The sequence below is a fragment of the Paraburkholderia unamae genome (genome assembly GCF_003096875.1).
Classification (GTDB): domain Bacteria; phylum Pseudomonadota; class Gammaproteobacteria; order Burkholderiales; family Burkholderiaceae; genus Paraburkholderia; species Paraburkholderia unamae.
Genome location: NZ_QEOB01000024.1, coordinates 52,673 through 75,833, shown reverse-complemented (window position 1 = coordinate 75,833; position 23,161 = coordinate 52,673). Strand labels below are relative to the sequence as shown.

Sequence of the window (23,161 nt, the reverse complement as noted above, 5' to 3'; positions counted from 1 at the left end):
GGTGGCAAAGTGACGCGCTTTCGAGATGAAGAGTGTTGAGCCTTGTCAGAGGCCGCTTGCGCGGCGTCTGACGGAGCGCAAGCGACTTTTCAATAACACGCAAAAATGGCGTGTCGTCGAGGCCTTACTCCGGGCTGTTTTCTGCGGCATTGCCGGCTGCGGAGGGGATCAGCAGCACGGGGAGGGCGGATTGCCGTACGCAGCGTTCGGCGACGCTGCCGAGGATGAGGCGCTGGAAGCCGCGGCGGCCGTGCGTGCCCATCACGATCAGGTCGGCGCCTTCGGACTTCGCGGCGTTGAGCACGAGCGTCGGGACGTCGTCGAGCGAGGAGGCCTCGCCCGTGAGCATGGCGCCCTGGACGCCGCGCTCGCTCATCGCCTTGTTCATCTCTTCGGCGAGTTCGTTGCCCTGCGCGATCATCTGGTTGCGCAGGATCGACGGATCGTAGCCCGGCGCGTCGAAGTACATGGGCGTGTTCTCGATCACGTAGTACGGCTGGAGCGTCGAGCCCATTGCCTTCGCCAGATCGAGCGCGGCGGCGAAAGCGCGGCGCGACGTTGCACTGCCGTCGACGGCGACAAGGATGCGTTTGTACATAAGACCTCCTCTTCAAGTGGGATCGAGATTCGCGCGGCCTCTGGTTATGTCTTGCCGGGCCGCGTGCGGCATGTATGTGACTGGCGAGAAGCTTAATGGATCGCGAGTGAATATGCAGTCGGACTGTATGAAAGATGGAAGGAGTCGAAGGGAAGATCAAGGGGCTGCGTCGGAATATCGCGTAGTCCTCTCCGGCGCCCGGCTTTTCGCCCACGCTTGCGCAGGCGCTTTCGCCGATTTTTTCGTTTGGTTGCGCCCACACCGTCATCCCGCTATCGTTGCGTCTTTTTCGCCCCTCGCAGTCGCCCCCCTCCCGTGAAACCTTCCTCCGCCAATCTGCCGTTTCGCGACGCGCTGCTGGCCATGCTCGGCATCGGCCTCGTCAATATGCTCGTCGCGCTCGATCAGACCGTCGTCAGCACCGCCTTGCCCTCGATCGTCGCCGAACTGCACGGCTTCGAGTTTTACGCCTGGATCGCCAGCGCCTACCTGCTGGCCTCGGTCGTGACGGTGCCCGTGTTCGGCCGGCTTGGCGACTACTTCGGGCGCAAGCGCTTCGTGATCGCCGCGGTCATCGTGTTCACGGTGGCCTCCGTGCTCTGCGGGCTCGCGACCGACATGCGCTTTCTCGCGGTGGCGCGCGCGCTGCAAGGGGTGGGCGGCGGCATGATGGTGGGCACGGCGTTTGCCTCGATCCCCGATCTCTTTCCGGACCCGCGCGCGCGGGTGCGCTGGCAGGTCGTGATGGCCGCCGCCTATGGCATCGGCACGGCGGCGGGGCCGTCGCTGGGCGGCTGGCTCAGCGAGCATTTCGGCTGGCGCTCGACCTTTCTCGTCAATTTGCCTGTCGGCGCGCTTGCACTTTATTTCATCTGGGCGCACCTGCCGCGCTACCAGCCTGCGCGGACCGGCGAGGTTCGCATTGACTGGACCGGCGCCGCACTCGTCGCGCTGGTGCTGGGCGGTTTCCAGACCTTCATCGAGGCGGTGCCGAAGGACGGCCTGACCACCGGCAACCTGGTGCTCGCCGCGGCCGTGCTGGTGGGTGCCGTCGCGCTGCTGGTGTGCGAGCGGCGCGCGACGCACCCGATGATTCCGCTCGATCTGTTCCGCGACCGGCAGCTCGTCACGCTGTTTATGCTCTCGACGCTGTCCGGCTTCGTGATGTTTTCGCTGATCTTCTTCGCGCCGCTCCTGCTACAGGGCGGCTTCGGGCTGTCACCCCAGGAGGCGGGCCTGCTCGCCACGCCCATCGCGGCGTGCATCGCGCTCGGCAGCCTCATCAACACGCGTATCGTGATCCGGTTGCGCAAGCCCACGATGATCCTGACGGTGGGCTTCAGCCTGCTGGTGGCGGCTTCGACAGGCCTCGCCTTCGCGTCCCGCAACACGGACCACCTGTGGCTCGAACTGGCGATGTCGGCGGTGGGCATCGGGCTCGGGTTCATCCTGAACAATCTCAACGTATTCGGCCAGGAGATCGCCGGGCGCGAGCGCTTCGGCATCACGACCGCCTTGCTGCAATCCACGCGCATGGTGGGCGGCATGCTCGGCACCAGTATCGTCGCGACCATCGTCAACCACCGCTATGCGGCCGGTGTCGGCGACGCGCTGGCGGTGCTCGGCGCGCCTTTGCAGGAGCGCTGGCGCCCCCAGCTCGCCGATCCGCGGGTGCTGATCGACCCGGCGCTGCGCGACGGTCTCGTCGCGCAGATGAAGGCGGCGGGGCTGGACGGCGCCGCGCTGATCGATGCGGTGCGCCACGTGCTGGTCGACGCGATCCACCTGGGCATCGGCCTGACGGGTTGCGCGGCGCTCGTGGCGGCGCTGTGCGTGGGGCGCATTTCTCATATTCGCTTCGGCCGCAGCGCCGCGACGCCGAAAAGCGACGAGCCAAAAGCGGAAGAAGCCAAGGCCGACTAAGGGGCAGCGGCCGGCAAGTCACCTTTTTGGGTTGAATTTGTTAGACAACTTAAGGCCTGGCTGGCTGCCGCGCAATGGTTCGCCCGGCCGGCGATTGTCTTCCTTCGACTGCCTTCCGGCCGTCCTCAGTCTGCCGTCATGCCGCCTTCATGCCGCGTGTGCCATGGGCCCGAACAGCGCCGTGTGGGTCTGCTGGCTCATAGCGATTTCCAGCGCGACGGCGTTCTCCACGCCAATGCGCATCGGCGCACCCAGGCGCGTCATCTCGATGCCCGTGCGTCGCAGCAGGCGCTCCATCGGCGTCGTGGTCACCGTCACGTAGCTGTTGATGCCCGCGCGGTCGGCGTACGTCACGACGGCGCGCATCGCGCTCAAGGTCAGGTCGGCGAAGCCAAACGACTGGTCGTTGCCCGACTCGATCGCGAAGCGGCTCAGCTCCCAGATGTTGCGGGCCGTGGGCGCGGCCTTGCCCTGGAGCAGTTGCGGGAAGGTGTCGCGCAACATGTTCGGGCCTTCGGTGGGCATCAGGCGCCAGCAGCCGCGCACCTGGCCGCCGCCGTCCTGAATCAGCATGTAATGGGGCCCGAGCGCGTCGTAACCGTCGATTTCCATGCCGGCAATGGTGGGGATGTCCCAGCCGAGGCGGTCGCGGAACACCCGCGCGCGTAGCCGGTACATCTCGTTGATGTCCTCGTTGTCGAAGTCCTGTCTCAGACCGATCCGTATCGCAGCTTGCATGACAACTCTCCCGATTTGTGTGGAAGCGCGGCAGTACGGTTCGAAAGCTATGCGTTATGAATATAAAAAAACACCTATCTAGATAGGTAGGTGCGCAGAGAGGGTGTCTTAAGGAGAATCACTTCGGCGGCAGTCACTCATCAGGCATATCTGACAGCGAGAGTCATCATGGAACTTATGGAAAATCAATGGCACTCGGGTGCGAGTACCATTTCGTCTTCCGGGGATCTGTCTTCGGTCATCGACCGCGTCCTGATCATTGCTTACCGGAAGAAGAAGAAGGAGAGCCAGCGCCGCTTCTGGGCGCGCTTTGGCGTAACGCAGTCGCGCGGCAGCCGGTTCGAGTCGGGCGCGGAGATTCCGCCGCCGGTGTCGATCCTGCTCGGGCTGTATTTCAACAAGACGATTTCGGACGGGGATCTCGGCCGCGCCGAGCGCGTGCTGCGCCGTCCCGATGCACCGATGGTGTTTAGCCCGGGTCTATAAGACCCATCTGGGTTGCGATCACGGCTGCCGCTCGCCGTGAATTCACGCCGAACTTCCCGCGAATGTTCTTCATGTGGAAGTTCACGACGGCTTCCGAGCAATTCAGGATGTGAGAAATTTCCCAAGTGGACTTGCCGAGGGCAGTCCACTTGAGGCATTCCTTTTCGCGCGGCGTGAGCTTCGGGATCAGTGACTGGGCGTGGTCGGTCAGGTGCCGGTGGCTCGTGTCGAGCACCAGATCGCGCAGCAGAACGAGATTCGGCAGCGCGCGGTTCACATCGTCCCAGAATCCGTCGCTCGGGCTCGCGTCGTTGACGAAGCACAGCATGCCCACTTCCTGGCGCGGCCCGTGAATCGGCAACGTAATGCCGGCGCGCAACCCGTACGCGCGGGCCTCCTCATACATCGACTGCTGCTGCTCGGTCGCGAACAACTCCGGCGACCAGATGAGCGGCGACGAACGCGTTGTGCAGTGCGTCACGGTTGGGTCGAAGTAGGCCATGCCGTGGTCGTTGTACGTCTGACGCCACGCGGCCGAATAGTTCGTGCGAATGAACGCGTCTTCGAGCCTCATGCCCGGGCGCGGCAGGATAGCCAGCATGAGCTGGCTGAATCCCCACGAACTGGCGAGCTTCGTCACCGCGTCGAACCACGCGGCCTCTTCGGGCGCGTCGAGCACGGGCGACATCTGCTCTATGAAATGTAGAGGCACGTTCAACACTCTCCATCAGCGCTGGGCGAGATCCGGGGGCAAAACCCTGTGATATCCGCTCCTCGCTTCTTATGATGTAAGAATTTATCACTAAATCCCGCTTTGATAGCGCCAGGTTCGCAATCCGATGGATTGGCTGGGGCCATTTCTGTCAGATTTGACCGACAGTGAAGAGAAGTTCAGCAGACCCTGAACAGGAGTGCAGGTCGAGGGAGCGCCTATTTCGTTCTGCGTCACCCAGCAGTAATAAAGCCGCGCTCTATTTCAAAAGCGGAAAAAACACCCGGCACGCTGGCGAATATGACTGTCGATTTATCGGCTTTCGATTTTCCACGCGGCTTTTCATTTCGCTTTTATAGGCATTCGACTGAATACCGTTTGATTCCGACAGATTGACATGATTTGGCCGGAATAATCGGAAGCGGACCCGTTCTAAAACGGCTGGAGCGCAGGGCGAGGGCGCTTGCGCGCCCATCGCCGGATGCCGTCCCTCGCTTCGCACGCACCGATGCGCCGTACGCGATTCAGGGCTTGCGCTGCAACTCGATCACGCGCGTGGGGCGCATGTGGTTGAGCGCGAAGTGGAGGCGCCCGGGGCTGCGCCGCACGCCAGGCTCGCGCGCATCGGCGAACTGGCTCTCGAAGTCGTAGGGCTCCTCGGGCGCGGTCATGCCTTTGTCGATCGCCTCGAAGCCCGACTGGAGCGCGAACGGCAGCCTGTGCCCGCTCGTGCGGCTGTCGAAGCCCGCCAGTCCGTCATTGGCTTCGGCCACGCTGTTCACGAGCGTCGCGTTGGATGTCGTCACCTCGTCGGGGCTGATGTAGCCGTCGCCGGCGAGGCGCGCTGCCTCGCGGTTCTTGCCATCGGTGTCGACCGAACTGTCGTGCGTGCGGTCGTTGTGGAGTTCGGCGCTGCGCGGCCGGGCGTGCGGCGCGCTGACGTCGCCTGCGCCAGCTTTGGGCATGTCCTCGGTACGATTCATGATGCTTCCTCCTTGGAAGACCAGGTATCGATAAATCAGCAAGCGCCGTTCCGGTACGGCGCCGCGACCCTTGAATCGGGTTGAAAAGCAAGCCGGTTCGCCAGGAGAACGCCTCCAGCGATTTTGCATTTTTTTCTTTGGATCGGCCTTTTTCCCAGGAGTATGATCCTCTTTCAACGAGTTGGCGCGCTTTCGATTAATGGGCCGGGCGAGGGCCCACGCTGCGGCTTTGCCGCGCGATCCTGAATGCACGCGCCACAAAAAACGGACGAGGCAGTCAGGGGCGGGTGACACACATGCACTTCGACGCTGCATTTACGCATCGCGGCTACTTGCTGAATTGCGCCCCGGCGCGCGCCGGTGACGGGATGTATCAACCTTATGTCGTGATTTCGCGATCGAGCGATGGTGAGCTCGTCGCCAACCGGTTTTTTCCCGCCGATCTGCGCTTTGCCGACGAAGGGGCCGCCATCGCCCATGCCCGCGACTGGGCTGTGCGATGGATCGACGCGAGCACGGTCACGCTTTGACGGGCCCGCCGGGCCGCCAGATTTTCCGCCCTCCCAAACCTGCATAAAACTGCATCCCACGCCGCGGCCGGCTCCACGGGCGCCTCGGCGAACTCGCCCAAAACGCGGTAATCTCTGGGGTCGAACCATTCCTTCGCGGACCGTGCGTCCGCTGCCGCATCACCATGTCCAATGCTGCTTCCCCCGATTGGGGTCTCGAACAGATCGTCGCCGATCTGCGTGCGTCACGTGAAGAGCGGCACCGCACCCGCCATCCTCTCGGCATTCGCGAATTGCCTTCGCGCGACGCAGTCGTCAACATCGTGGCCGGCCTGCGCGCCGCGCTCTTTCCCACGCATTACGGCGCGCCCGACCTGACCGACGAGAGCATCGACTACTACGTCGGCCATACCCTCGACAGCACCTTGCGATTGCTCGGGGAGCAGATTCGCCGCGCGCTGCGCTTCCTGCCCGAAAGCGCAAAGCTGAGCGATGACGCGCTGCGCACGCGCGCCTTCGAAGTCGCGCGCGAGTTCGGGCGGCAGTTGCCCGGCATTCGCGCGCTGCTCGTGAGCGACATTCAGGCGGCGTTCACCGGCGACCCGGCCGCGCAACACATCACCGAAATCCTGCTGTGCTATCCGGGCGTGTGGGCCATGACGCATCATCGGCTCGCCCATGCCTTGCATCGTCTCGGCGTGCCGCTGCTCGCGCGCTTCATCAACGAGATCGCCCATTCGGCAACGGGCATCGACATTCACCCCGGCGCGCAGATCGGTTCGAGCTTCTTCATCGATCACGGCACGGGCGTCGTGATCGGCGAAACGGCGATCATCGGCGAGCGCGTGCGCGTGTATCAGGCGGTCACGCTCGGCGCGAAGAGTTTCGCGGCCGATCTCGACGGCACGCTCGTGAAGGGCAATGCGCGCCACCCGATCGTCGAGGACGACGTGGTGATCTACGCGGGCGCGACCATTCTCGGCCGCGTGACGATCGGCCGTGGCTCGGTGATTGGCGGGAATGTGTGGCTCACGCACAGCGTGCCGCCGGGCAGCAGCGTGCGCCAGGGCAAGATTCGCGAGATCGAGCGCGGCGACGAGAGCACGTGAAGTCTCTCGCATAACGAACGCGACACGGGGTAACGGGGCGTACTGCCCCGTTCATCGCGCGCGACCGACGTCTCAGGTGTTCGCGACGCTCATCGCACCCGGATTGCCCACGATGGCGAGAAACTCGCGGCGCGTGGAGGGGTCGGTGCGGAAGGTGCCGAGCATGCGCGACGTGACCATCGACACACCCGCCTTGTGCACGCCGCGCGTGGACATGCATTGATGCGCCGCTTCGAGTATCACGCCCACGCCCTTCGGTTGCAGCACCTCGTTGAGCGTGTCGGCGATCTGCGCGGTCATCTTCTCCTGAATCTGCAAGCGCTTCGCGAAGGCGTCGACGAGGCGCGCGAGCTTCGAGATCCCCACCACCCGATGCTCGGGCAGATACGCCACGTGCGCGCGCCCGATGATGGGCACCATGTGATGCTCGCAGTAGCTCTCGAAGCGGATGTCCTTCAGCACGATCATTTCGTCGTAGCCGTCCACCTCGGAGAAGGTGCGCGAGAGGATGTCGCGCGGATCGACGTCATAGCCCGCGAAGAACTCTTCATAGGCGCGCACGACGCGCGAGGGCGTATCGATCAGTCCTTCGCGCGAAGGGTCGTCGCCGGCCCAGCGTAGCAGCACGCGCACGGCGTCCTCGGCTTCATCGCGTGAGGGGCGCGACGCGCGTACGTCCTGGCTCGTCTGGCTTTTGCGCTGCTTCGCTTTTCCCGCTTTTTTTATTTCGCTCATGCATGGGCTCCGGTCATGTGGCAGGGCGCCGCCGGGGCGCGCACCACGAACGCGCATTGTTTCATGTTTTGTCGCGCCACGCGCAGCGCCGCCGTTGCGTGGGCAATTGTCTGCGTCGCGGGTTACTTCGGCCACTCGTCCATGGCGTCGTTGAAGAGTTCCGCCACCACGCCGCGCAGCCACTCGCCGCGCGGCGTGTTGTGATACTTGCGATGCCAGTGCTGCTTGAGGTCGAAGCGCGGCAACGCCAGCGGCGGCTCGACGAGCGTGATCGACGCGTGCTCCGACACATAGGCGAAGCCGATTGCATGCGGCACGGTCGCGATGAGGTCGGAGCGCGTGAGAATGAACGGCAGGCTCATGAAGTGAGGCGTTTCGAGCACGGCGCGCCGGCGCATGCGCCTTTTCTCCAGATACTGCTCCAGCACCTCCTGGCTGCGCCCCTCGGCGCGCACGACGGCGTGGCCCATGGCGAGGAACTGCTCCGTGGTCATGGTTTTGCCCGCGAGCGGATGGCCGCTGCGCATCATGCAGATGAAGCGGTGCGTGAAGAGGCGCTGCTGAAAGAAGTTGTTGCCGCCCAGGTCGGGAAAATAGCCGACCGCGAGATCGATATCGCCCGATTCGAGCCCGCGTTCGACCTGGCTTGGCGGCAGCGACACCGAGCGCAGGTTCGCGTTGGGCGCGCGCTCGGCGAACACCTGCAAGAGACGCGGCAGGAAGACGATTTCACCCACGTCGGAAAGCGCGATGGAAAAGGTGTGCGTGCTCGTGGCGGGATCGAAGTCCTGCGCCTGCAACATGCCTTTCTCGATACGCACCAGCGCGTCGCGCGCGGCGGGAATCAGGCCGAGCGCCCGCGGCGTCGGCTCCATGCCGCGCGAGGTGCGCACGAACAGCGGATCGCCGAAAAACTCGCGCAGCTTGCCGAGTGCCGTACTCACGCGCGGCTGGCTCACGCCGAGGCGCTCGGCGGCGCGGCTCACGTTGCGCGTTTCCTCCATGGCCACGAGATAGGGGATGAGATTGAGATCGAGCTCTTGCATGAAGCGGCGCACAGGGAGGGCGTGGAGGCGAACTATGCCGAATTCAGATAAAGACTAGTCGATCAATTGAAATTCCGGATATTGGGGTATGTGCCCACGGCCGCGCCTGGCTTGAAAGAGCGGCAGGAAAGCGCGCCCGCGTGCAAACCGCGCTGCACCCGCGCAGACATGAAGTAGATTGCTTGTATTGGCAAACCCGTGGGTAGACCCGCCTTGACAACGCCAACTAATCAATTGCAGTGTGCGAGTGAGCAACGCTAAATAATTTGCGTTTTCATATGGTTAGCGCAGCTTGGCGTTTGCGGGCGGGCGGCTGTACGGAAAACGTACGGAAAATGGGCCGCGCGGACGCGTGGCGACTGGCGACCGCTCGACACACAGGCTCATCCCTCCTCGTGGTAGATGGCCAGCCGCGCTGCGGTTGTTTGACGCGAAATTACACAAACCGATTATCTCAAAATAAATCATCTGATTAATTCCTTGCATTTTACCTTTGCCGCGCCATATCATGCCTTCTCGAAAGTTGAGCGGGCACGATAATCTTTAAATTAATTTTATGATTTGGGATAAAATATGGCGCAAGATATCTTTATGAAGATTAATGGGATAGATGGCGAGTCGCAAGATGTGACTCACATGAATGAAATTGACGTCATCTCATGGCGTTGGCGAGTCACGCAGCAATCTAGAATGCATTCAGGTTCGGGCGGTGGCGCGGCTAAAGCTTCAGTGTCGGATTTAGAATTCACCCATATGATGGATCGGGCTAGTCCAAATCTTGCGAAATATTGCTTTACTGGAAAACACATTCCAGAAGCAAGACTCACGATGCGAAAATCAGGTGGCTTGCCGCACGAATTTATTCGAATCACGATGTATGACGTGATTATTTCTCACGTTGAGCCAGTGGCTGGCGGAGAGTTTTGCAGCGAAGAAGTGAAACTGTCGTTCGCTAGAATGAAGCATGAATATATCCTCCAAAATCCTCTTGGTGGAACGGGCGGAACGGTAACGGCGTTGATTGATGTTAAGTCCAATCAAACAACCTAAAGCGGGGGCGATATGCCGATAAGTTGTACGTTTATTCTAAATAGGAAAACCACGTCAATTTTGTCGTGCGACGGAACAACGCCAGTTACCGCATTTTCGGGGCAGAAAGAAGGCCGCGACAATCCAGCCGATACCGCTAAAGAGGATATTGGCCCATTGCCTAAAGGCCGATATTATCTTGTGGACCGGCAATCAGGCGGAATTCTCGGACCAATTCGCGATTTTTGGGACGCTCACGGTTATGGGACCACGGATAGAACTAAATGGTTCATGCTATGGAATCCAGTCTCAGGCGATCAAACAAATATCGATGGCATTACACGCGGCAATTTCCGTTTGCATCCGATGGGGCCGCGCCGTTTGAGCGAAGGGTGTATTACTGTCGTCAGTCCTTATGAGTTTGACCGGCTACAGAATTTTATCCGCTCACAGAAACCATCCATTCCTGTCCCCGGTTCGGATTTAAAAGCCTACGGAACATTAGAAGTTAAATGAGAAAAATCTTACATTGGACGATATTTTCCATTCTGTGCCTGATCGCAGGGTGGTATATCGCCCATCTGTACGACTTTATCCCGATGAATATGCCGTATGGCGTGGATTCTTTCTTGCGCGGGCTCTTGTCGTTATTTGGATTGAACGATTTAGCGAATCCAGACGATATGGAAGTGTTAGCCATGCTCTTGTATTGGCTCGTTTCGTCCGTGCTATTTGGCGTACTGCTGCTAACGGGCAAAGGGTATCTTTGCTCACGTAATCAGCGGCTGTGGTTGCTTCTTACGGCTTCGCTTATTGGCGGGTGGATTTTGGAGTGCGCCGCAATCGCCTTTGTCCCCTTTGTGTCGCGCGCTTTTGCTTCACTAAACTCAGAACAAGCGGTACACAACGCATTAGTTGCATATTGGGTAGGTGGGGCTATCTTTGTCGGCGCGATATTCTTCGCAAGTCGAAGGGGCGCGAAACGATACCGTGCGAACACTCTATAGCGGGTATTTACTTGGAAAGCGAATCGAAGAATGTGTTAAAAACGCGATTGGGCGCGCCGCGCGACGGCGCAATAGTAGAGCCCTTCAACTTGTGTCCACGAATGTCATAGCGGGCTATTCGTTCGCGTTGGTAATTGCAGCCGCGCGGCGTTCTCGGACACGGAGAATCGTTTGTGCGGTCGTTTTGAACAGCCGCGCGATACCGTTGATCGACTCGCCACGCGTGAGACGGTCCATGACCTCGTTCTGCTGCTCTTCGGTAAGGCTGGGCCTGCGGCCTAGTGTCTTGCCTTGAGCCTTCGCGCGTTCCAAACCGGACTTCGTGCGCTCGATGAGCAAGCCGCGCTCAAACTCCGCGAACATAGCAAGCATGTTCAGCATCAGCGCGCCTGCTGGAGACGTAATGTCCATGCCGCCCATCTGGAGTACGTGAATCTTCACGCCGCGCGACATTAGGGCATCTATCGTCTGCTTGACGTCTAGCAGGTTGCGCCCCAAGCGGTCGATTTTCGTGACGATCAGCGTGTCGCCTTTCTCCAGCTTGTGCTCTATTAAGACCTTGAACTTGGGGCGTTGAAGAGCCGCAGCGCTTCTTCGCGGTCGCTTCGTCCGTAACCAGACCTGTGGCCCGGTTGAGCGCCTTAATGGCGGACATTCGGTCTTCAGGCGTCTTGGTGCGAATGTAGATGCGCCACGCGGTCTTGAAATCGATGATGGGTACGGGCGATGAAGCTGCCGTCCGCTGCCGCGCCTTTTCTGTAACCTAAGAAGCATCCAGCCGACACGCGGACCCAATACGGCTCCCTGCGAGGGGTGAGGGCCGCGCGAGCGGTCTTAGACGTGAGGTTGATCGTTCCCACGTCGTTCTCTCCTTTCTAGTGATGTACGGAATCCGTACGGAAAGTTGAGATTCTAGTGGGTAATTAGCGCCAGATTGAAAACTTTGGGAATGTTGCTAAGTCATTGATCGGGAAGAGGGATTTCTGCCCGCGCCAACATGAAGTAGATTGCTTGTATTGGCACACCCGTGGGTAGACCCGCCTTGACAAGCGCTTGAATCCACTCCGATAATGCGCTGGACGTTCGCTAAACGAATCAGTGTTCGTATATAGAACTTTTTCGCGATTGAGTGGCGTGGACCTTCCGCGATGCGCATCGCTTTCAGGAACAGGCATGATCAACAAGATTTTCGACTCGCTTCAAGCCGCCGTGGCCGATGTGCATGACGGCGCCACGGTCATGATCGGCGGCTTCGGCACGGCCGGTATGCCCGCCGAACTGATCGACGCGCTCATCGAGCAGGGCGCGCGCGACCTCACGATCGTCAACAACAACGCAGGCAACGGCGACACCGGCCTGGCCGCGCTGCTCAAGGCGAAGCGCGTGCGCAAGATCATCTGCTCGTTCCCGCGCCAGACCGACTCGTATGTGTTCGACGCGCTCTACCGCGCCGGCGAAATCGAGCTCGAACTCGTTCCGCAGGGCAATCTGGCCGAGCGCATCCGCGCCGCGGGCGCCGGCATCGGCGGCTTCTTCACGCCCACGGGCTACGGCACGAAGCTGGCCGAAGGCAAGGAAACGCGCCTGATCGACGGCCGCCAGTACGTGCTCGAAGCGCCGCTGCACGCCGACTTCGCGCTCATCAAGGCGTACAAGGGCGACCGCTGGGGCAATCTCGTGTATCGCAAGACGGCGCGCAACTTCGGCCCGATCATGGCGAGCGCGGCGAAGGTCGCCATCGCGCAGGTTTCGGAAGTTGTCGAACTCGGTCAGCTCGATCCGGAAAACATCGTGACGCCCGGCATTTTCGTGCAACGCGTCGTGGAAGTGCCGCAAGCGGCCCATCAAGCCCATACGCAGCAAAGCGGCCAGGCAGCCTGAAGGAACGGAGAGAGGCAATGAAACGACTGAATCGCGACGAAATGGCCCAGCGCGTGGCCGCGGACATTCCCGAAGGCGCGTATGTGAATCTCGGCATCGGCGTGCCGACGCTGGTGGCCAATCACCTCGATCCCAGCAAGGAAATCTTCCTGCACAGCGAGAACGGCCTGCTCGGCATGGGCCCGGCGCCCGCGCCCGGCCAGGAAGACGACGAACTCATCAACGCAGGCAAGCAGCACGTCACGCTGCTCACCGGCGGCGCGTTCTTCCATCACGCGGATTCGTTCGCGATGATGCGCGGCGGCCACCTCGACTATTGCGTGCTCGGCGCATTCCAGGTGTCGGTCAAGGGCGACCTCGCGAACTGGCACACCGGCGCGCCTGACGCGATTCCGGCCGTGGGCGGCGCAATGGACCTCGCGCTCGGCGCGAAGCAGGTGTTCGTCATGATGGAACTGCTCACGAAGCAGGGCGAAAGCAAGCTCGTGAGCGAATGCTCGTACCCGGTCACGGGCGTGGGCTGCGTGGGCCGCATCTATACGGACCTCGCCGCGTTCGACGTCACGCCCGAAGGCCTCGCCGTGCGCGAGATCTACTCGGACATCGACTTCGACGCGCTCCAGAAGCTCGCGGGCGTGCCGCTGATCGACGCGACGCAAAACCGCCGCGCGGCGTAAACTGTCTGCCTGCGTGCGCATCAAGCGTACGGTCGTGGCGCGGCAACCAACGGCATTCGCCTGCGGTTGCCGCGCCCGCTTCGTTCCATCCGCAGCTGAACGCCTGCTACTTTCTTCGCGCCACATTCCATGATTGAACGCCTGACGAGCCTGATTTGCGGGACCGAGCCGATGAACGCCGTGTGGTCGGCAGACGCCACGCTGCAACGCATGCTCGACGTCGAGGCGGCGCTTGCGCGCGCCTGCGCCGTGCATGGCGTGATTCCGCAGTCGGCGGTGGCGGCGATCGTCGCGGCGTGCGCCGCGGACCAGCTCGACGCGCCCGCGCTTGCGCGCGACGCCGCGCTCGGCGGCAATCTGGCGATCCCGCTCGTCAAGCAGCTCACGGCGCGCGTGAAAGCCGCCGATCCTGAAGCCGCCAAGTATGTTCACTGGGGCGCCACGAGCCAGGACATCATCGATACGGCCACCGTGCTGCAATTGCGCGACGCGTTCGCGCTCGTCGAGCAGGGCATCGATTCGACCTGTGCGAAGCTGGCCGACCTCGCGCGCGCGCATCGCTCCACGCCCGCCGTGGGGCGCACGTGGTTGCAGCAGGCGCTGCCCATCACGCTCGGCCTGAAGTTCGCACAATGGCTCGACGCGATGCTGCGTCATCGCGAACGCCTCGGCGCGCTGCGCGAGCGCGCGCTCGTGCTCCAGTTCGGCGGCGCGGCCGGCACGCTCGCGAGCCTGCGCGACGCCGCGCCCAAGGTGAGCGCGGCGCTTGCACAGGAACTTGGCCTCGCGCAGCCCGCCTTGCCGTGGCACACGCAGCGCGATCGCATTGCCGAAGCCGCCTCGTTCTTCGGCATGCTGATCGGCACGCTCGGCAAGATCGCGCGCGATATCTCGCTGCAAATGCAGACCGAAATCGGCGAGCTGGCCGAACCGGCCGCAGCGGGCAAGGGCGGCTCCTCGACCATGCCGCACAAGCGCAACCCCGTGGGTTGCGCCGCTGTCCTCACGGCCGCGACGCGCGCGCCGGGCCTCGTCGCGACCGTATTCGCGGGCATGGTCCAGGAACACGAGCGAGCGCTCGGCGGCTGGCAGGCCGAGTGGGACGCGCTGCCCGATCTCGCGCGCCTGGCCGGCGGCGCACTCGCGCAGATCGAACAAATCGCGGCCGGGCTCGAAGTGCGGCCCGAGCGCCTCGCGGCGAATCTCGACGTCACGCACGGCCTGATTCTCGCCGAGGCGGTCATGCTCGCGCTCGGCGACCGGATCGGCCGGCTCGACGCGCATCATCTCGTTGAGCACGCATCGAAATCGGCGGTGCAAAGCGGCCGCACGCTCTACGAAGTGCTGGCGGCGGATCCCGCCGTCACCCGTCATCTGGACGAAGCGCGCCTGAAGGCGCTGCTCGATCCGGCCAATTACGTGGGCGAGGCGCATGCTTTCGTCGACGCGGTGCTCGCGTCGTATGAGCAACGCGCGTCCAATTGATCAAAGCAGACACACGAGGAGTAACACGCATGCCTTACGCAGCCGTCAACGACACGCAATTGTTTTACCGCATCGACGGTGCGGCGAACACCACGGCGCCGTGGCTGGTTCTGTCGAATTCGCTCGGTAGCGACGTGTCGATGTGGACGCCGCAGCTCGTCGAATTCGCGAAGCACTTCCGCGTGCTGCGCTACGACACGCGCGGCCACGGCCACTCGGCGGCGCCGAAGGGCCCGTACACGATCGAGCAGCTCACGGGCGACGTGATCGGCCTGATGGATCATCTCGGCATCGAGCGCGCGCATTTCGCGGGCGTTTCGATGGGCGGCCTGACCGGCGTGGGCCTGGGCGCGCGTTTCGGCAATCGCATCGATCGCCTCGTGCTGTGCAACACGGCCGCGAAGATCGGCACGCCCGAAGTGTGGGTGCCGCGTGCGGCGAAGGCGCGCAACGAAGGCATGCTCGCGCTTGCCGACGCCGTGCTGCCGCGCTGGTACACGGCCGAATTCATGACGCAGAACCCGCTCGTGATCGCCCAGGCGCGCGACGTGCTCGTGCATACCGACAACGAAGGCTACGCGTCGAACTGCGACGCCATCAACGCTGCCGACCTGCGCGGCGAAGCGGCCTCGATCAAGGCGCCCACGCTCGTGATCTCGGGCACGCACGATCTCGCGGCCACGCCCGCGCAAGGCCGCGAACTGGCGGAGTCGGTGCCGGGCGCGCGCTATGTCGAGCTCAACGCGTCGCACATTTCGAACGTCGAACTGGCCGACGAGTACAACAAGCTCGTGGTCGATTTCCTGCTGGGGGCGTGATGAACGACGAAGATCGCTACGAAGCGGGCATGAAGGTGCGCCGCGCGGTGCTGGGCGACGCCCACGTCGATCGCTCGATCGCGAACCGCACGGAAGTGACCGAGGAATTCCAGAACCTCATCACGCGCTACGCGTGGGGCGAGATCTGGACGCGCGAAGGCTTGCCGCGCCATACGCGCAGCCTGCTGACGATCTCGATGATGGTCGCGCTCAACCGCAGCGAGGAGCTTGCACTGCATCTGCGCGCCGCCCGCAACAATGGCGTGACGCGCGACGAGATCAAGGAAGTGCTGCTGCAAACGGCCATCTATTGCGGCGTGCCCGCGGCGAATTCGGCGTTCCATCTCGCCGATCGCATTTTCCGCGAGCAGGACGAAGAGCAGGGCTGACCCCGCTGCGACCGAACGCGGGGCCACGGTTCCGCGTTCAGTCGAATACCGGCGACTCCACGCCGAGCACCTTGTGCAGGTGCGTGCTGGTTGTCGTGTATTGCAGATGAATTTTCTTCTCGGGAAAGACGTGATGCGCCGCGCCGAATGCGGCGAGCGCGGCTTCGTGAAAGCCCGAGAGAATCAGTTTCTTCTTGCCGGGATAGGTATTGATGTCGCCCACGGCGAAGATGCCGGGCACGCTCGTTTCGAAGCGCGCCGTATCCACGGGCAACTGCTTGCGCTCGATTTCGAGGCCCCATTGCGCGATGGGCCCGAGCTGCGGCGACAAGCCGTAAAACACCAGCAGGCAATCGAGCTCCAGCGAGCGCGTGACGCCGTCGCCGCCCGTCACCTTGATGCGCGTGAGCTTGCCGCCTTCGTCGTCGAACCCGCTGACCTGGCCGACGATCGACTGCATGCGCCACGCTTCGCATAACGCCTGCATTTTCGCAACCGTTGCCGGGGCCGCGCGAAACGACTCGCGCCGGTGCAGCAGAATCACGCTCTGCGCGATGTCCACGAGTTGCAACGCCCAGTCGAGCGCGGAATCGCCGCCGCCGCACACCACGATATCCTTGTCGCGAAAGCGTTCGGGGTCGCGCACGCGATAGAAAAGCTGCGTGTCGCGATACTGGTCGATGCCGCTCACCTTGAGCGTGCGCGGCTGGAACGAGCCCACGCCCGCCGCGATGAATACGGTCTTCGCGAGAAAGCGCGTGCCTTTGCTCGTCTGCACGAAAAAGCGGCCGTCGCCGCGCCGCTCGACGACCTGCACTTCCTGACCAAGATGAAACGTTGCGCCAAACGGCTCGATCTGCTTCATCAGTGCGTCGACGAGTTGCTGCCCCGTGCACATGGTGACGGCGGGAATGTCGTAGATCGGCTTGTCGGGGTAGAGCTCCGCGCACTGGCCGCCCGCCACGGGCAGCGAATCGACCACGTGCGCGTGAATGTCCTGCAAGCCTAGCTCGAACACCTGGAACAGGCCCACCGGCCCCGCGCCAATAATGAGCGCATCGGTTTCAATGGTTTCGGTGGCTTCGGTCGTTCCGGTGGGCGGGGGAAGATGAGCGTTGCGCTCGTTCATCGGCGAGCTCTCCTTGCTAGACGAAGGGGAAAACGTTCAAGACTCCTACTCTTCGGGCTGCACGTCGGCCACGTAACGGCGCAGGCAGGCGAGCAGCGCGGCTTCCTCGGCGCGGCTCGCGGCGTCGCTGGCCGAGCCCGCGTCGCGTTCCTCACCGAACATGGACGCGGGCGCCGGGATCGTATCGACCTCGCGGCCGTCGCGGAAAACACGGATCTGCTGGGTCGCTTCCGAATATTCGGCGATCCAGTGGACGCCCTCGATATGGGCGCCGGTGCGCACTGGCATCTTCATGGGATTCCCTCCTCGCACAATGGGCTAAGCGCGCGTGAATGGCGCGCTCGCCTGGCAGATAGGGAAACGATACGCCGATGGCGTGTTCCGTGCTTGATGAGTGGCGCAGCGCGGCGAGTGGCGCGGTTGCCGCGAAACAGGGCGCACGTACGAAGCGCCGCCGCACGATCGGCGTCCGCAAAAAAAAAGCGGCCCGAACCCGGGCCGCCCTTGCACGCGTGGCGCCGCTTACTGCACCGTGGCGAGCACGTCGCGCACCGTGCCGAACAGGCGCGCAATTTCTTCCTCGGTCACGATCAGCGGCGGCGAGAACGCCAGGATGTCGCCCGTGAAGCGGATCAGCACGCCCGCCTCGAAGCACTTCACGAAAACTTCGTAAGCGCGTGCACCGGGCGCGCCGTCGCGCGAATCGAGTTCGATGCCGGCCACGAGGCCGAGGTTGCGCACGTCCTTCACGTGCTTCTCGCCGCGCAGCGCGTGCGCGGCGGCCTCGAACTTCGGCGCGAGGGCGTTGGCGCGCTCGAACAGGCCTTCACGGCGATACAGGTCCTGCGTCGCGATCGCGGCGGCGGCGGCGAGCGGGTGCGCCGAGTAGGTGTAGCCGTGGAACAGTTCGATTGCGCCGGGCGCGCCGCTGTTCACGACCGTGTCGTGAACCGTGCGGCTCGCGGCCACGCCGCCCATCGGCACGGCGGCGTTGTTGATCGCCTTGGCCATCGTGATGATGTCGGGCGTCACGCCGAAATACTCGCTGGCGGTGGCCTTGCCGAGGCGGCCGAAGCCCGTGATGACCTCGTCGAAAATCAGCAGGATGCCGTGCTTCGTGCAGATCTCGCGCAGGCGTTGCAGATAGCCTTGCGGCGGAATCAGCACGCCCGTGGAGCCCGCCACCGGCTCGACGATCACGGCCGCGATGGTCGAGGCGTCGTGCAGCGCGACGATGCGCTCCAGGTCCTCGGCCAGATGCGCGCCCCAGGCCGGCTGGCCTTTCGAAAAGGCGTTGTGCTGGAGATCGTGCGTATGCGGCAGATGATCGATGGCGGGCAGCAACTGGCCCGAAAACGCCTTGCGATTGGGCCCGATGCCGCCCACCGAGATGCCGCCGAAGCCCACGCCGTGATAACCGCGCTCGCGGCCGATGAGCTTGGTGCGCTGGCCTTCGCCGCGCGCGCGATGGTAGGCGAGTGCGATTTTCAGCGCGGTGTCGACGGACTCCGAGCCGGAATTGGTGAAGAAGATGCGATCGAGCCCGGCCGGCATGATTTCGGCGACCTTTTTGGCGGCCTCGAAAGCGAGCGGGTGACCCATCTGGAAGGTGGGGGCGAAGTCGAGCGTACCGGCCTGCTGGGCGATCGCCGCGACGATTTCCTCGCGCCCATGGCCCGCGTTCACACACCAAAGCCCCGCGCTGCCGTCGAGCACTTCGCGGCCGTCGGTCGTGCGGTAGTACATGCCCTTGGCCGATTCGAGCAGGCGCGGCGCGGCCTTGAACTGGCGGTTGGCCGTAAACGGCATCCAGAACGACGACAGGTCGTCGATGACGGGGCGCGAAGTCATGGGTAATCCTCCTCGGGTTGATTCGTGCAACTGTAGCGTCCGGGCTTGAAGCACGGCATACACAGTCCCTATACTGATCCAAAAACCGTGCTGGACAATTCGCGCCAACTGTATTGGTCGGCGCCCGGATCGCCCGGGTTTTCCCTCGCACCATCGCCCTGTTTTTCCATGATCGAACTCGCACTGGAGCGCGGACGCGGCGCTTCGACCACGCTCGTCGAGCAACTCGTGCTGGCTTTCACGCGCGCCATCGAGGCGCAAACGCTGCGCGCGGGCGCGCTGCTGCCCTCGGTACGGCAGCTCGCGCAAACGCATGCGCTCTCCACCTATACCGTGACGGAGGCGTACAACCGGCTCGTCTCGATGGGTTTCGTGGTCGCGCGGCGCGGCTCGGGCTACCGCGTGGCGCCGCGCAGCGAGGCGGTGCCCGCGAGCGTCGCGGGCTGGCAGCCGCCCACGCTCACGGCCACGTGGCTGCTCTCCGATGTCTACGCCGATCACTCGGTGCCGATCAAGGCGGGTTGCGGCTGGGTGCCCGGCGAATGGATCAACGAAAGCGGCCTGCACCACGCCCTGCGCGCGATGGGCCGCGTGCCCGCCGTGCGCCTGGGCGACTATGGGCACCCCTACGGCTATGCGCCGCTGCGCGAGCGCATCGCGGCGCAACTGGACCGCCAGGGGCTGCCCGTCGAGGTGTCGAACGTCCTGCTGACCCAGGGCGCGACGCAGGGGCTCGACCTGATCGTGCGCACGCTGTTGCGCCCCGGCGACGCGGTGCTGGTGGAAGACCCCGGTTATTGCAACCTGCTACAGATCCTCAAACTCGCCGGGCTCGTGGTGCACGGCGTGCCGCGCACGCCGGCGGGGCTCGACATCGACGCGCTGGAGCGCCAGGTGGCCGCGCACCAGCCGAAAGCCATTTTCGTGAACACGACGCTCCAGAACCCCACGGGCGCGACCTTCACGATGGCCAATGCCTTCCGCCTCTTGCAGATCACCGAGCGACAGCGCATGTGGGTCGTGGAGGACGACGTGAGCCGCGAGCTTGCGCCGCCGGGCGCGCCGCTTCTCGCCGCGATGGAGGGCTTGCAGCGCGTGCTTTACGTGGGCGGCTTTTCGAAGACGGTCACGCCCTCGCTGCGCTGCGGCTACGTGGTCGCGGAGCGCGACGTGCTGCGCGAACTGGCGCGCGCGAAGATGGCAGTGGGGCTTACGTCGTCGGGGACGATCGAGCGGGTTGTCGACAAGGTGCTGCTCGAAGGGCGCCACGCGCGCCACGTCGAACTCGTGAACGAGCGGCTCAAGGCCGCGCACGCGTGCGTGGAGGAGCGGCTCGACGCGCTCGGGCTGGAAGTGTTCCACCGGCCGCGCGCGGGGCTTTTCGTGTGGGCGCGGCTTGGCGTCGAGCCCGGGCGCGCGGGCGAGATCGCCACGGCGGCGCTGCGCGACGGCATCTGGCTTGCGCCTGGCTCCTATTTCCGGCCCGACGACGCGCCGAGCGCGTGGTTTCGCTTCAACGCGCCGTATTCGATGGACGACGCGCTCTGGCGGTTCATCGAGCGGGTGCGTTAGGGTGCGGAGCAGGGCGCGTGATTAGAACAAACTCTGCTGGCCCGACATCAGCGTGTCGAAATCCTCGCGCAGGAAGGGCAGAATCGCGTCGGCCACGGGCTGTAGCTGGCGGCTCACGTAGAACGTGTAATCGAGCGGAGAGCTGAGCGTTTCGAGCGGCTCGGGCCCCGCCGTCGTCATCACGTAGCTGATCCAGCCGCCATTCTGATACTGGAGCGGACGGCCTTTGGCCCGATTGAACTCGTCAGCGACGCGCGCCGCCCGCACGTGCGGCGGCACGTTGCGCTGGTATTCGACGAGCGGCCTGCGCAGGCGCTTGCGGTAGACGAGTTGCGCGTCCAGTTCGCCATTGAGCGTGCGCCGCACATAGTCGCGGATGTACTCCACGTGCGGTTCGCGCTGGAAAATACGGCGATAAAGCTCGCGCTGAAACTCCTGCGCGAGCGGCGTCCAGTCGGTGCGCACGGTTTCGAGGCCTTTGAACACGACTTCCTCGGCGCCGCTCTTCGAAATCGTCAGGCCTGCGTAGCGTTTCTTGCTGCCTTCCTCGGCGCCGCGCACCGTAGGCATGAGAAAGCGCGAGTAGTGGCGCTCGAATTGCAGTTCCAGCGCGCTTTCCAGGCCGTAGCGCTCGCGCAGTTCGTGCTTCCACCACGCGTTGACGTGCTCGACGAGCCGCTTGCCGGTTTGTGCGGCGTCGGCCTCGCTGTGCGCGTGCCGCAGCCACACGAAGGTCGAATCGGTGTCGCCGTAAATCACGTCGTAGCCCTGTGCTTCGATGAGCGCGCGCGTTCTGCGCATGATCTCGTGCCCGCGCATCGTGATCGATGAAGCGAGACGCGGATCGAAGAAGCGGCAGCCCGTCGAACCCAGCACGCCGTAGAACGCGTTCATGATGATCTTGAGCGCCTGCGAAAGCGGGGCGTTGTGCTGGCGTTTCGCGTTCTCGCGTTCTTCCCAGACCTGGCGCACGATCTCCGGCAGGCAGTGCTGCTCGCGGGAGAAGCGCGCGCCGAGAAAGCCCGCCACCGAGGCCTCGTCGCCAGGGTCGCGCAGGCCTTCGATCAGCCCGACCGGGTCGATCAGAAACGTACGGATGATCGACGGGTACAGGCTCTTGTAGTCGAGCACGAGCACCGAGTCGTAGATGCCGGGGCGCGAGTCCATGACGAAGCCGCCGGGACTGTTTTCGCCTACGACGTCACCGAGATTCGGCGCCACGAAGCCCAGCCGGTGCATCTTGGGCAGATACAGGTGCGTGAACGCGGCGACCGAGCCGCCGCTGCGATCGGCGGGCAGACCGGTCACGGACGCGCGTTCGAGCAGGAACGCAATCAGCTCGGTCTTTTCGAAGACGCGCGTGACCAGTTCGCAGTCCTTGAGGTTGTAGCGCGCGAGCGCGGGCTTGTCTTCGTCGAAGCGGCGCTGGATCTCGTCCATGCGCTGATATGGGTTGTCGATCGACTTGCCTTCGCCCAGCAACACCTGCGAGACATATTCGAGGCTGAACGAAGGGAAGCTCCATGTGGCCGAGCGCAGCGCCTCGATGCCGTCGATGATGAGGCGGCCCGCGGCGCCCGCGAAAAAGTGGTTCTCGCGCATGCCGTGCTCGCGCCACTCCATGACCTCGCCGCCGCGCCCGAGCCGCAACGGCACGCCGGTTTGCTGCGCGTGGGCGTGCAGCACGCGCAAATCGAACTGCACGAGATTCCAGCCGATGATCGCGTCGGGATCGTGCTGACCCATCCACGCGTTGAGGCGCTCGAGCATGCGCGCGCGGCTCTCGCAGTATTCGAAGTCGAAGTCGAGCGTATCCGCGTTGCCGTTCGCGGGCCCGAGCATGTAGACCTGCCGCTGCCCGCAGCCTTCCAGTGCGATGGAGTAAAGCTCGCCTTGCGCGCTCGTTTCGATATCGAGCGACACGAGCTTCAGGCGCGGGCGATAACCGTTCGCGGGCTTCATCTCGCCGTCGATCAGCACGCCGCCGCTTTCGGCGATCACCGCCGCTTCACCGCGAAACAGCACGGGCGCAGTGATGAAGCGCTCCATCATGTAGCGCTCGTGCGGTTGAATATCGGCTTCGTAGACATCCACGCCCGCTTTCGCGAGGCGCTTCGCGTGGGCGGCGAGCGCGCGATACTGCGGGCAATAGAGGCCAAGCACCGGGCGGTGCTGGAAGTCGCGCAGCGCAAGCGTGCGAAACTCGGCGCGCGCGTCGCTCTTCAACGCAACGCGGGCGGCCGCCTCTTGCGCGGCGGGGACGAAGGCGACCGAAGGCTGCGGACGCAGGCGCAAACGGCGTGGTCCCGCTTCGGTCGCGAGCCAGAACTCGACCTCGGTGTGTTCGCCCGTATCGCGCCAATGGCGGGTGAGAATAAAACCCGCTTCAAACTCAGACAAAGTGTGACTCCGCCGCCCATGTTTCCCGCTTGCGATTGTAGCGGTTGAGCGGCGCCTTAACCGCGAAAATACGCGGAAAACAAC

At 63.6% G+C, this 23,161-nt stretch carries 24 protein-coding genes; 13 read left to right on the top strand and 11 right to left on the bottom strand.

Annotated elements, in window-relative coordinates:
- Positions 1-124: 124 nt before the first annotated feature.
- Positions 125-598: a universal stress protein gene (locus tag C7402_RS36705; RefSeq protein ID WP_112175897.1), complete on the bottom strand. Its 474-nt coding sequence runs from the start codon at positions 596-598 to the stop codon at positions 125-127.
- A 363-nt stretch (positions 599-961) separates the two neighbouring features.
- Between C7402_RS36705 and C7402_RS36700 the strand changes: the two genes are divergently transcribed.
- Positions 962-2,521 (top strand): MFS transporter, encoded by a 1,560-nt coding sequence (locus C7402_RS36700; protein ID WP_116614085.1) that lies wholly within the window; start codon positions 962-964, stop codon positions 2,519-2,521.
- Positions 2,522-2,668: 147 nt separating this feature from the next.
- On the opposite strand, the gene C7402_RS36695 is transcribed toward C7402_RS36700, so the two are convergent.
- Positions 2,669-3,259 (bottom strand): acyl-homoserine-lactone synthase, encoded by a 591-nt coding sequence (locus C7402_RS36695; protein WP_112175899.1) that lies wholly within the window; start codon positions 3,257-3,259, stop codon positions 2,669-2,671.
- 168 nt (positions 3,260-3,427) lie between these two features.
- Between C7402_RS36695 and C7402_RS36690 the strand changes: the two genes are divergently transcribed.
- Positions 3,428-3,745 carry a helix-turn-helix domain-containing protein gene (locus C7402_RS36690; protein ID WP_165842086.1) on the top strand — a complete coding sequence of 106 codons (318 nt, stop codon included), beginning with the start codon at positions 3,428-3,430 and terminating at the stop codon, positions 3,743-3,745.
- Here C7402_RS36690 and C7402_RS36685 read toward each other — a convergent pair.
- Both C7402_RS36685 and C7402_RS36680 read right to left on the bottom strand, forming a co-directional pair.
- A complete protein-coding gene (locus tag C7402_RS36685; RefSeq protein ID WP_116614054.1) occupies positions 3,729-4,433 on the bottom strand; it encodes a helix-turn-helix transcriptional regulator in 705 nt (234 codons plus the stop codon). The two genes, C7402_RS36690 and C7402_RS36685, sit on opposite strands and share 17 nt — an antisense overlap.
- Before the next feature lie 548 nt (positions 4,434-4,981).
- Positions 4,982-5,440, bottom strand: coding sequence for a DUF3005 domain-containing protein (locus tag C7402_RS36680; protein ID WP_116614053.1), 459 nt, complete (start codon positions 5,438-5,440; stop codon positions 4,982-4,984).
- A 296-nt stretch (positions 5,441-5,736) separates the two neighbouring features.
- Between C7402_RS36680 and C7402_RS36675 the strand changes: the two genes are divergently transcribed.
- On the top strand, positions 5,737-5,970 hold the full coding sequence (locus tag C7402_RS36675) for a hypothetical protein (protein ID WP_112175905.1): 234 nt from the start codon (positions 5,737-5,739) through the stop codon (positions 5,968-5,970).
- A gap of 164 nt (positions 5,971-6,134) precedes the next feature.
- Positions 6,135-7,058 (top strand): serine O-acetyltransferase EpsC, encoded by a 924-nt coding sequence (epsC, locus tag C7402_RS36670; RefSeq protein ID WP_112175907.1) that lies wholly within the window; start codon positions 6,135-6,137, stop codon positions 7,056-7,058.
- 72 nt (positions 7,059-7,130) lie between these two features.
- Here the strand turns inward: epsC and folE are convergent, their stop codons facing one another.
- Positions 7,131-7,793, bottom strand: a complete 663-nt coding sequence (gene folE, locus C7402_RS36665; RefSeq protein WP_244315019.1) for a GTP cyclohydrolase I FolE — start codon at positions 7,791-7,793, stop codon at positions 7,131-7,133.
- 122 nt (positions 7,794-7,915) lie between these two features.
- The gene (locus C7402_RS36660; RefSeq protein ID WP_116614083.1) at positions 7,916-8,839 is read right to left on the bottom strand and encodes a LysR family transcriptional regulator; all 924 of its coding nucleotides are present in this window, start codon (positions 8,837-8,839) and stop codon (positions 7,916-7,918) included.
- A 573-nt stretch (positions 8,840-9,412) separates the two neighbouring features.
- Here C7402_RS36660 and C7402_RS36655 point away from each other — a divergent pair.
- Genes C7402_RS36655 through C7402_RS36645 form a run of 3 tightly spaced genes read left to right on the top strand, consistent with a single transcriptional unit; the run spans position 9,413 to position 10,875 of the window.
- Positions 9,413-9,889: an Hcp family type VI secretion system effector gene (locus C7402_RS36655; RefSeq protein ID WP_116614052.1), complete on the top strand. Its 477-nt coding sequence runs from the start codon at positions 9,413-9,415 to the stop codon at positions 9,887-9,889.
- A gap of 12 nt (positions 9,890-9,901) precedes the next feature.
- Positions 9,902-10,384 carry a DUF2778 domain-containing protein gene (locus C7402_RS36650; RefSeq protein WP_116614051.1) on the top strand — a complete coding sequence of 161 codons (483 nt, stop codon included), beginning with the start codon at positions 9,902-9,904 and terminating at the stop codon, positions 10,382-10,384.
- Positions 10,381-10,875, top strand: coding sequence for a hypothetical protein (locus C7402_RS36645; protein WP_116614050.1), 495 nt, complete (start codon positions 10,381-10,383; stop codon positions 10,873-10,875). The genes C7402_RS36650 and C7402_RS36645 overlap by 4 nt, the downstream gene beginning before the upstream one ends.
- Positions 10,876-10,989: 114 nt before the next feature.
- On the opposite strand, the gene C7402_RS48080 is transcribed toward C7402_RS36645, so the two are convergent.
- Positions 10,990-11,649 carry a recombinase family protein gene (locus tag C7402_RS48080; protein WP_116614049.1) on the bottom strand — a complete coding sequence of 220 codons (660 nt, stop codon included), beginning with the start codon at positions 11,647-11,649 and terminating at the stop codon, positions 10,990-10,992.
- A gap of 399 nt (positions 11,650-12,048) precedes the next feature.
- Between C7402_RS48080 and C7402_RS36635 the strand changes: the two genes are divergently transcribed.
- The 5 genes from C7402_RS36635 to pcaC all read left to right on the top strand — a co-directional run bounded on the left by C7402_RS36635 (position 12,049) and on the right by pcaC (position 16,125).
- Entirely contained in the window at positions 12,049-12,756 is a 708-nt protein-coding gene (locus C7402_RS36635) for a 3-oxoacid CoA-transferase subunit A (RefSeq protein WP_116614048.1), read from the top strand.
- Between the two features lie 17 nt (positions 12,757-12,773).
- Positions 12,774-13,433: a 3-oxoacid CoA-transferase subunit B gene (locus C7402_RS36630; protein WP_116614047.1), complete on the top strand. Its 660-nt coding sequence runs from the start codon at positions 12,774-12,776 to the stop codon at positions 13,431-13,433.
- A gap of 129 nt (positions 13,434-13,562) precedes the next feature.
- Positions 13,563-14,918: a 3-carboxy-cis,cis-muconate cycloisomerase gene (locus tag C7402_RS36625; protein ID WP_116614046.1), complete on the top strand. Its 1,356-nt coding sequence runs from the start codon at positions 13,563-13,565 to the stop codon at positions 14,916-14,918.
- A gap of 29 nt (positions 14,919-14,947) precedes the next feature.
- A complete protein-coding gene (gene pcaD, locus C7402_RS36620) occupies positions 14,948-15,736 on the top strand; it encodes a 3-oxoadipate enol-lactonase (protein ID WP_112175913.1) in 789 nt (262 codons plus the stop codon).
- Positions 15,736-16,125, top strand: a complete 390-nt coding sequence (gene pcaC, locus C7402_RS36615; RefSeq protein ID WP_112175915.1) for a 4-carboxymuconolactone decarboxylase — start codon at positions 15,736-15,738, stop codon at positions 16,123-16,125. The genes pcaD and pcaC overlap by 1 nt, the downstream gene beginning before the upstream one ends.
- A 37-nt stretch (positions 16,126-16,162) precedes the next feature.
- On the opposite strand, the gene C7402_RS36610 is transcribed toward pcaC, so the two are convergent.
- The 3 genes from C7402_RS36610 to aptA all read right to left on the bottom strand — a co-directional run bounded on the left by C7402_RS36610 (position 16,163) and on the right by aptA (position 19,105).
- Positions 16,163-17,254: an NAD(P)/FAD-dependent oxidoreductase gene (locus C7402_RS36610; RefSeq protein WP_112175917.1), complete on the bottom strand. Its 1,092-nt coding sequence runs from the start codon at positions 17,252-17,254 to the stop codon at positions 16,163-16,165.
- Between the two features lie 45 nt (positions 17,255-17,299).
- On the bottom strand, positions 17,300-17,548 hold the full coding sequence (locus tag C7402_RS36605) for a hypothetical protein (protein WP_112175919.1): 249 nt from the start codon (positions 17,546-17,548) through the stop codon (positions 17,300-17,302).
- Between the two features lie 228 nt (positions 17,549-17,776).
- Positions 17,777-19,105, bottom strand: a complete 1,329-nt coding sequence (gene aptA / locus C7402_RS36600) for an omega-aminotransferase AptA (RefSeq protein ID WP_112175920.1) — start codon at positions 19,103-19,105, stop codon at positions 17,777-17,779.
- Positions 19,106-19,273: 168 nt separating this feature from the next.
- Here aptA and C7402_RS36595 point away from each other — a divergent pair, with 168 nt between their 5' ends.
- Positions 19,274-20,677: an aminotransferase-like domain-containing protein gene (locus C7402_RS36595; protein WP_112175922.1), complete on the top strand. Its 1,404-nt coding sequence runs from the start codon at positions 19,274-19,276 to the stop codon at positions 20,675-20,677.
- Positions 20,678-20,698: 21 nt separating this feature from the next.
- On the opposite strand, the gene C7402_RS36590 is transcribed toward C7402_RS36595, so the two are convergent.
- Positions 20,699-23,077, bottom strand: coding sequence for a DNA polymerase II (locus C7402_RS36590; protein WP_116614045.1), 2,379 nt, complete (start codon positions 23,075-23,077; stop codon positions 20,699-20,701).
- Positions 23,078-23,161 lie beyond the last annotated feature (84 nt).

Bases quoted from the DNA above. Each gene is read 5' to 3' on its own strand.
- C7402_RS36675 (WP_112175905.1), top strand. From the start codon at position 5,737: ATGCACTTCGACGCTGCATTTACGCATCGCGGCTACTTGCTGAATTGC.
- C7402_RS36685 (WP_116614054.1), bottom strand. From the start codon at position 4,433: ATGTCGCCCGTGCTCGACGCGCCCGAAGAGGCCGCGTGGTTCGACGCG.
- pcaC (WP_112175915.1), top strand. From the start codon at position 15,736: ATGAACGACGAAGATCGCTACGAAGCGGGCATGAAGGTGCGCCGCGCG.
- aptA (WP_112175920.1), bottom strand. From the start codon at position 19,105: ATGACTTCGCGCCCCGTCATCGACGACCTGTCGTCGTTCTGGATGCCG.
- C7402_RS36700 (WP_116614085.1), top strand. From the start codon at position 962: ATGCTCGGCATCGGCCTCGTCAATATGCTCGTCGCGCTCGATCAGACC.
- C7402_RS36655 (WP_116614052.1), top strand. From the start codon at position 9,413: ATGGCGCAAGATATCTTTATGAAGATTAATGGGATAGATGGCGAGTCG.
- C7402_RS36605 (WP_112175919.1), bottom strand. From the start codon at position 17,548: ATGAAGATGCCAGTGCGCACCGGCGCCCATATCGAGGGCGTCCACTGG.
- C7402_RS36595 (WP_112175922.1), top strand. From the start codon at position 19,274: ATGATCGAACTCGCACTGGAGCGCGGACGCGGCGCTTCGACCACGCTC.
- C7402_RS36635 (WP_116614048.1), top strand. From the start codon at position 12,049: ATGATCAACAAGATTTTCGACTCGCTTCAAGCCGCCGTGGCCGATGTG.
- C7402_RS36690 (WP_165842086.1), top strand. From the start codon at position 3,428: ATGGAACTTATGGAAAATCAATGGCACTCGGGTGCGAGTACCATTTCG.
- C7402_RS36645 (WP_116614050.1), top strand. From the start codon at position 10,381: ATGAGAAAAATCTTACATTGGACGATATTTTCCATTCTGTGCCTGATC.
- pcaD (WP_112175913.1), top strand. From the start codon at position 14,948: ATGCCTTACGCAGCCGTCAACGACACGCAATTGTTTTACCGCATCGAC.
- C7402_RS36705 (WP_112175897.1), bottom strand. From the start codon at position 598: ATGTACAAACGCATCCTTGTCGCCGTCGACGGCAGTGCAACGTCGCGC.
- folE (WP_244315019.1), bottom strand. From the start codon at position 7,793: ATGAGCGAAATAAAAAAAGCGGGAAAAGCGAAGCAGCGCAAAAGCCAG.
- C7402_RS36625 (WP_116614046.1), top strand. From the start codon at position 13,563: ATGATTGAACGCCTGACGAGCCTGATTTGCGGGACCGAGCCGATGAAC.
- C7402_RS36660 (WP_116614083.1), bottom strand. From the start codon at position 8,839: ATGCAAGAGCTCGATCTCAATCTCATCCCCTATCTCGTGGCCATGGAG.
- epsC (WP_112175907.1), top strand. From the start codon at position 6,135: ATGTCCAATGCTGCTTCCCCCGATTGGGGTCTCGAACAGATCGTCGCC.
- C7402_RS36695 (WP_112175899.1), bottom strand. From the start codon at position 3,259: ATGCAAGCTGCGATACGGATCGGTCTGAGACAGGACTTCGACAACGAG.
- C7402_RS36680 (WP_116614053.1), bottom strand. From the start codon at position 5,440: ATGAATCGTACCGAGGACATGCCCAAAGCTGGCGCAGGCGACGTCAGC.
- C7402_RS36630 (WP_116614047.1), top strand. From the start codon at position 12,774: ATGAAACGACTGAATCGCGACGAAATGGCCCAGCGCGTGGCCGCGGAC.
- C7402_RS48080 (WP_116614049.1), bottom strand. From the start codon at position 11,649: ATGCTTCTTAGGTTACAGAAAAGGCGCGGCAGCGGACGGCAGCTTCAT.
- C7402_RS36610 (WP_112175917.1), bottom strand. From the start codon at position 17,254: ATGAACGAGCGCAACGCTCATCTTCCCCCGCCCACCGGAACGACCGAA.
- C7402_RS36650 (WP_116614051.1), top strand. From the start codon at position 9,902: ATGCCGATAAGTTGTACGTTTATTCTAAATAGGAAAACCACGTCAATT.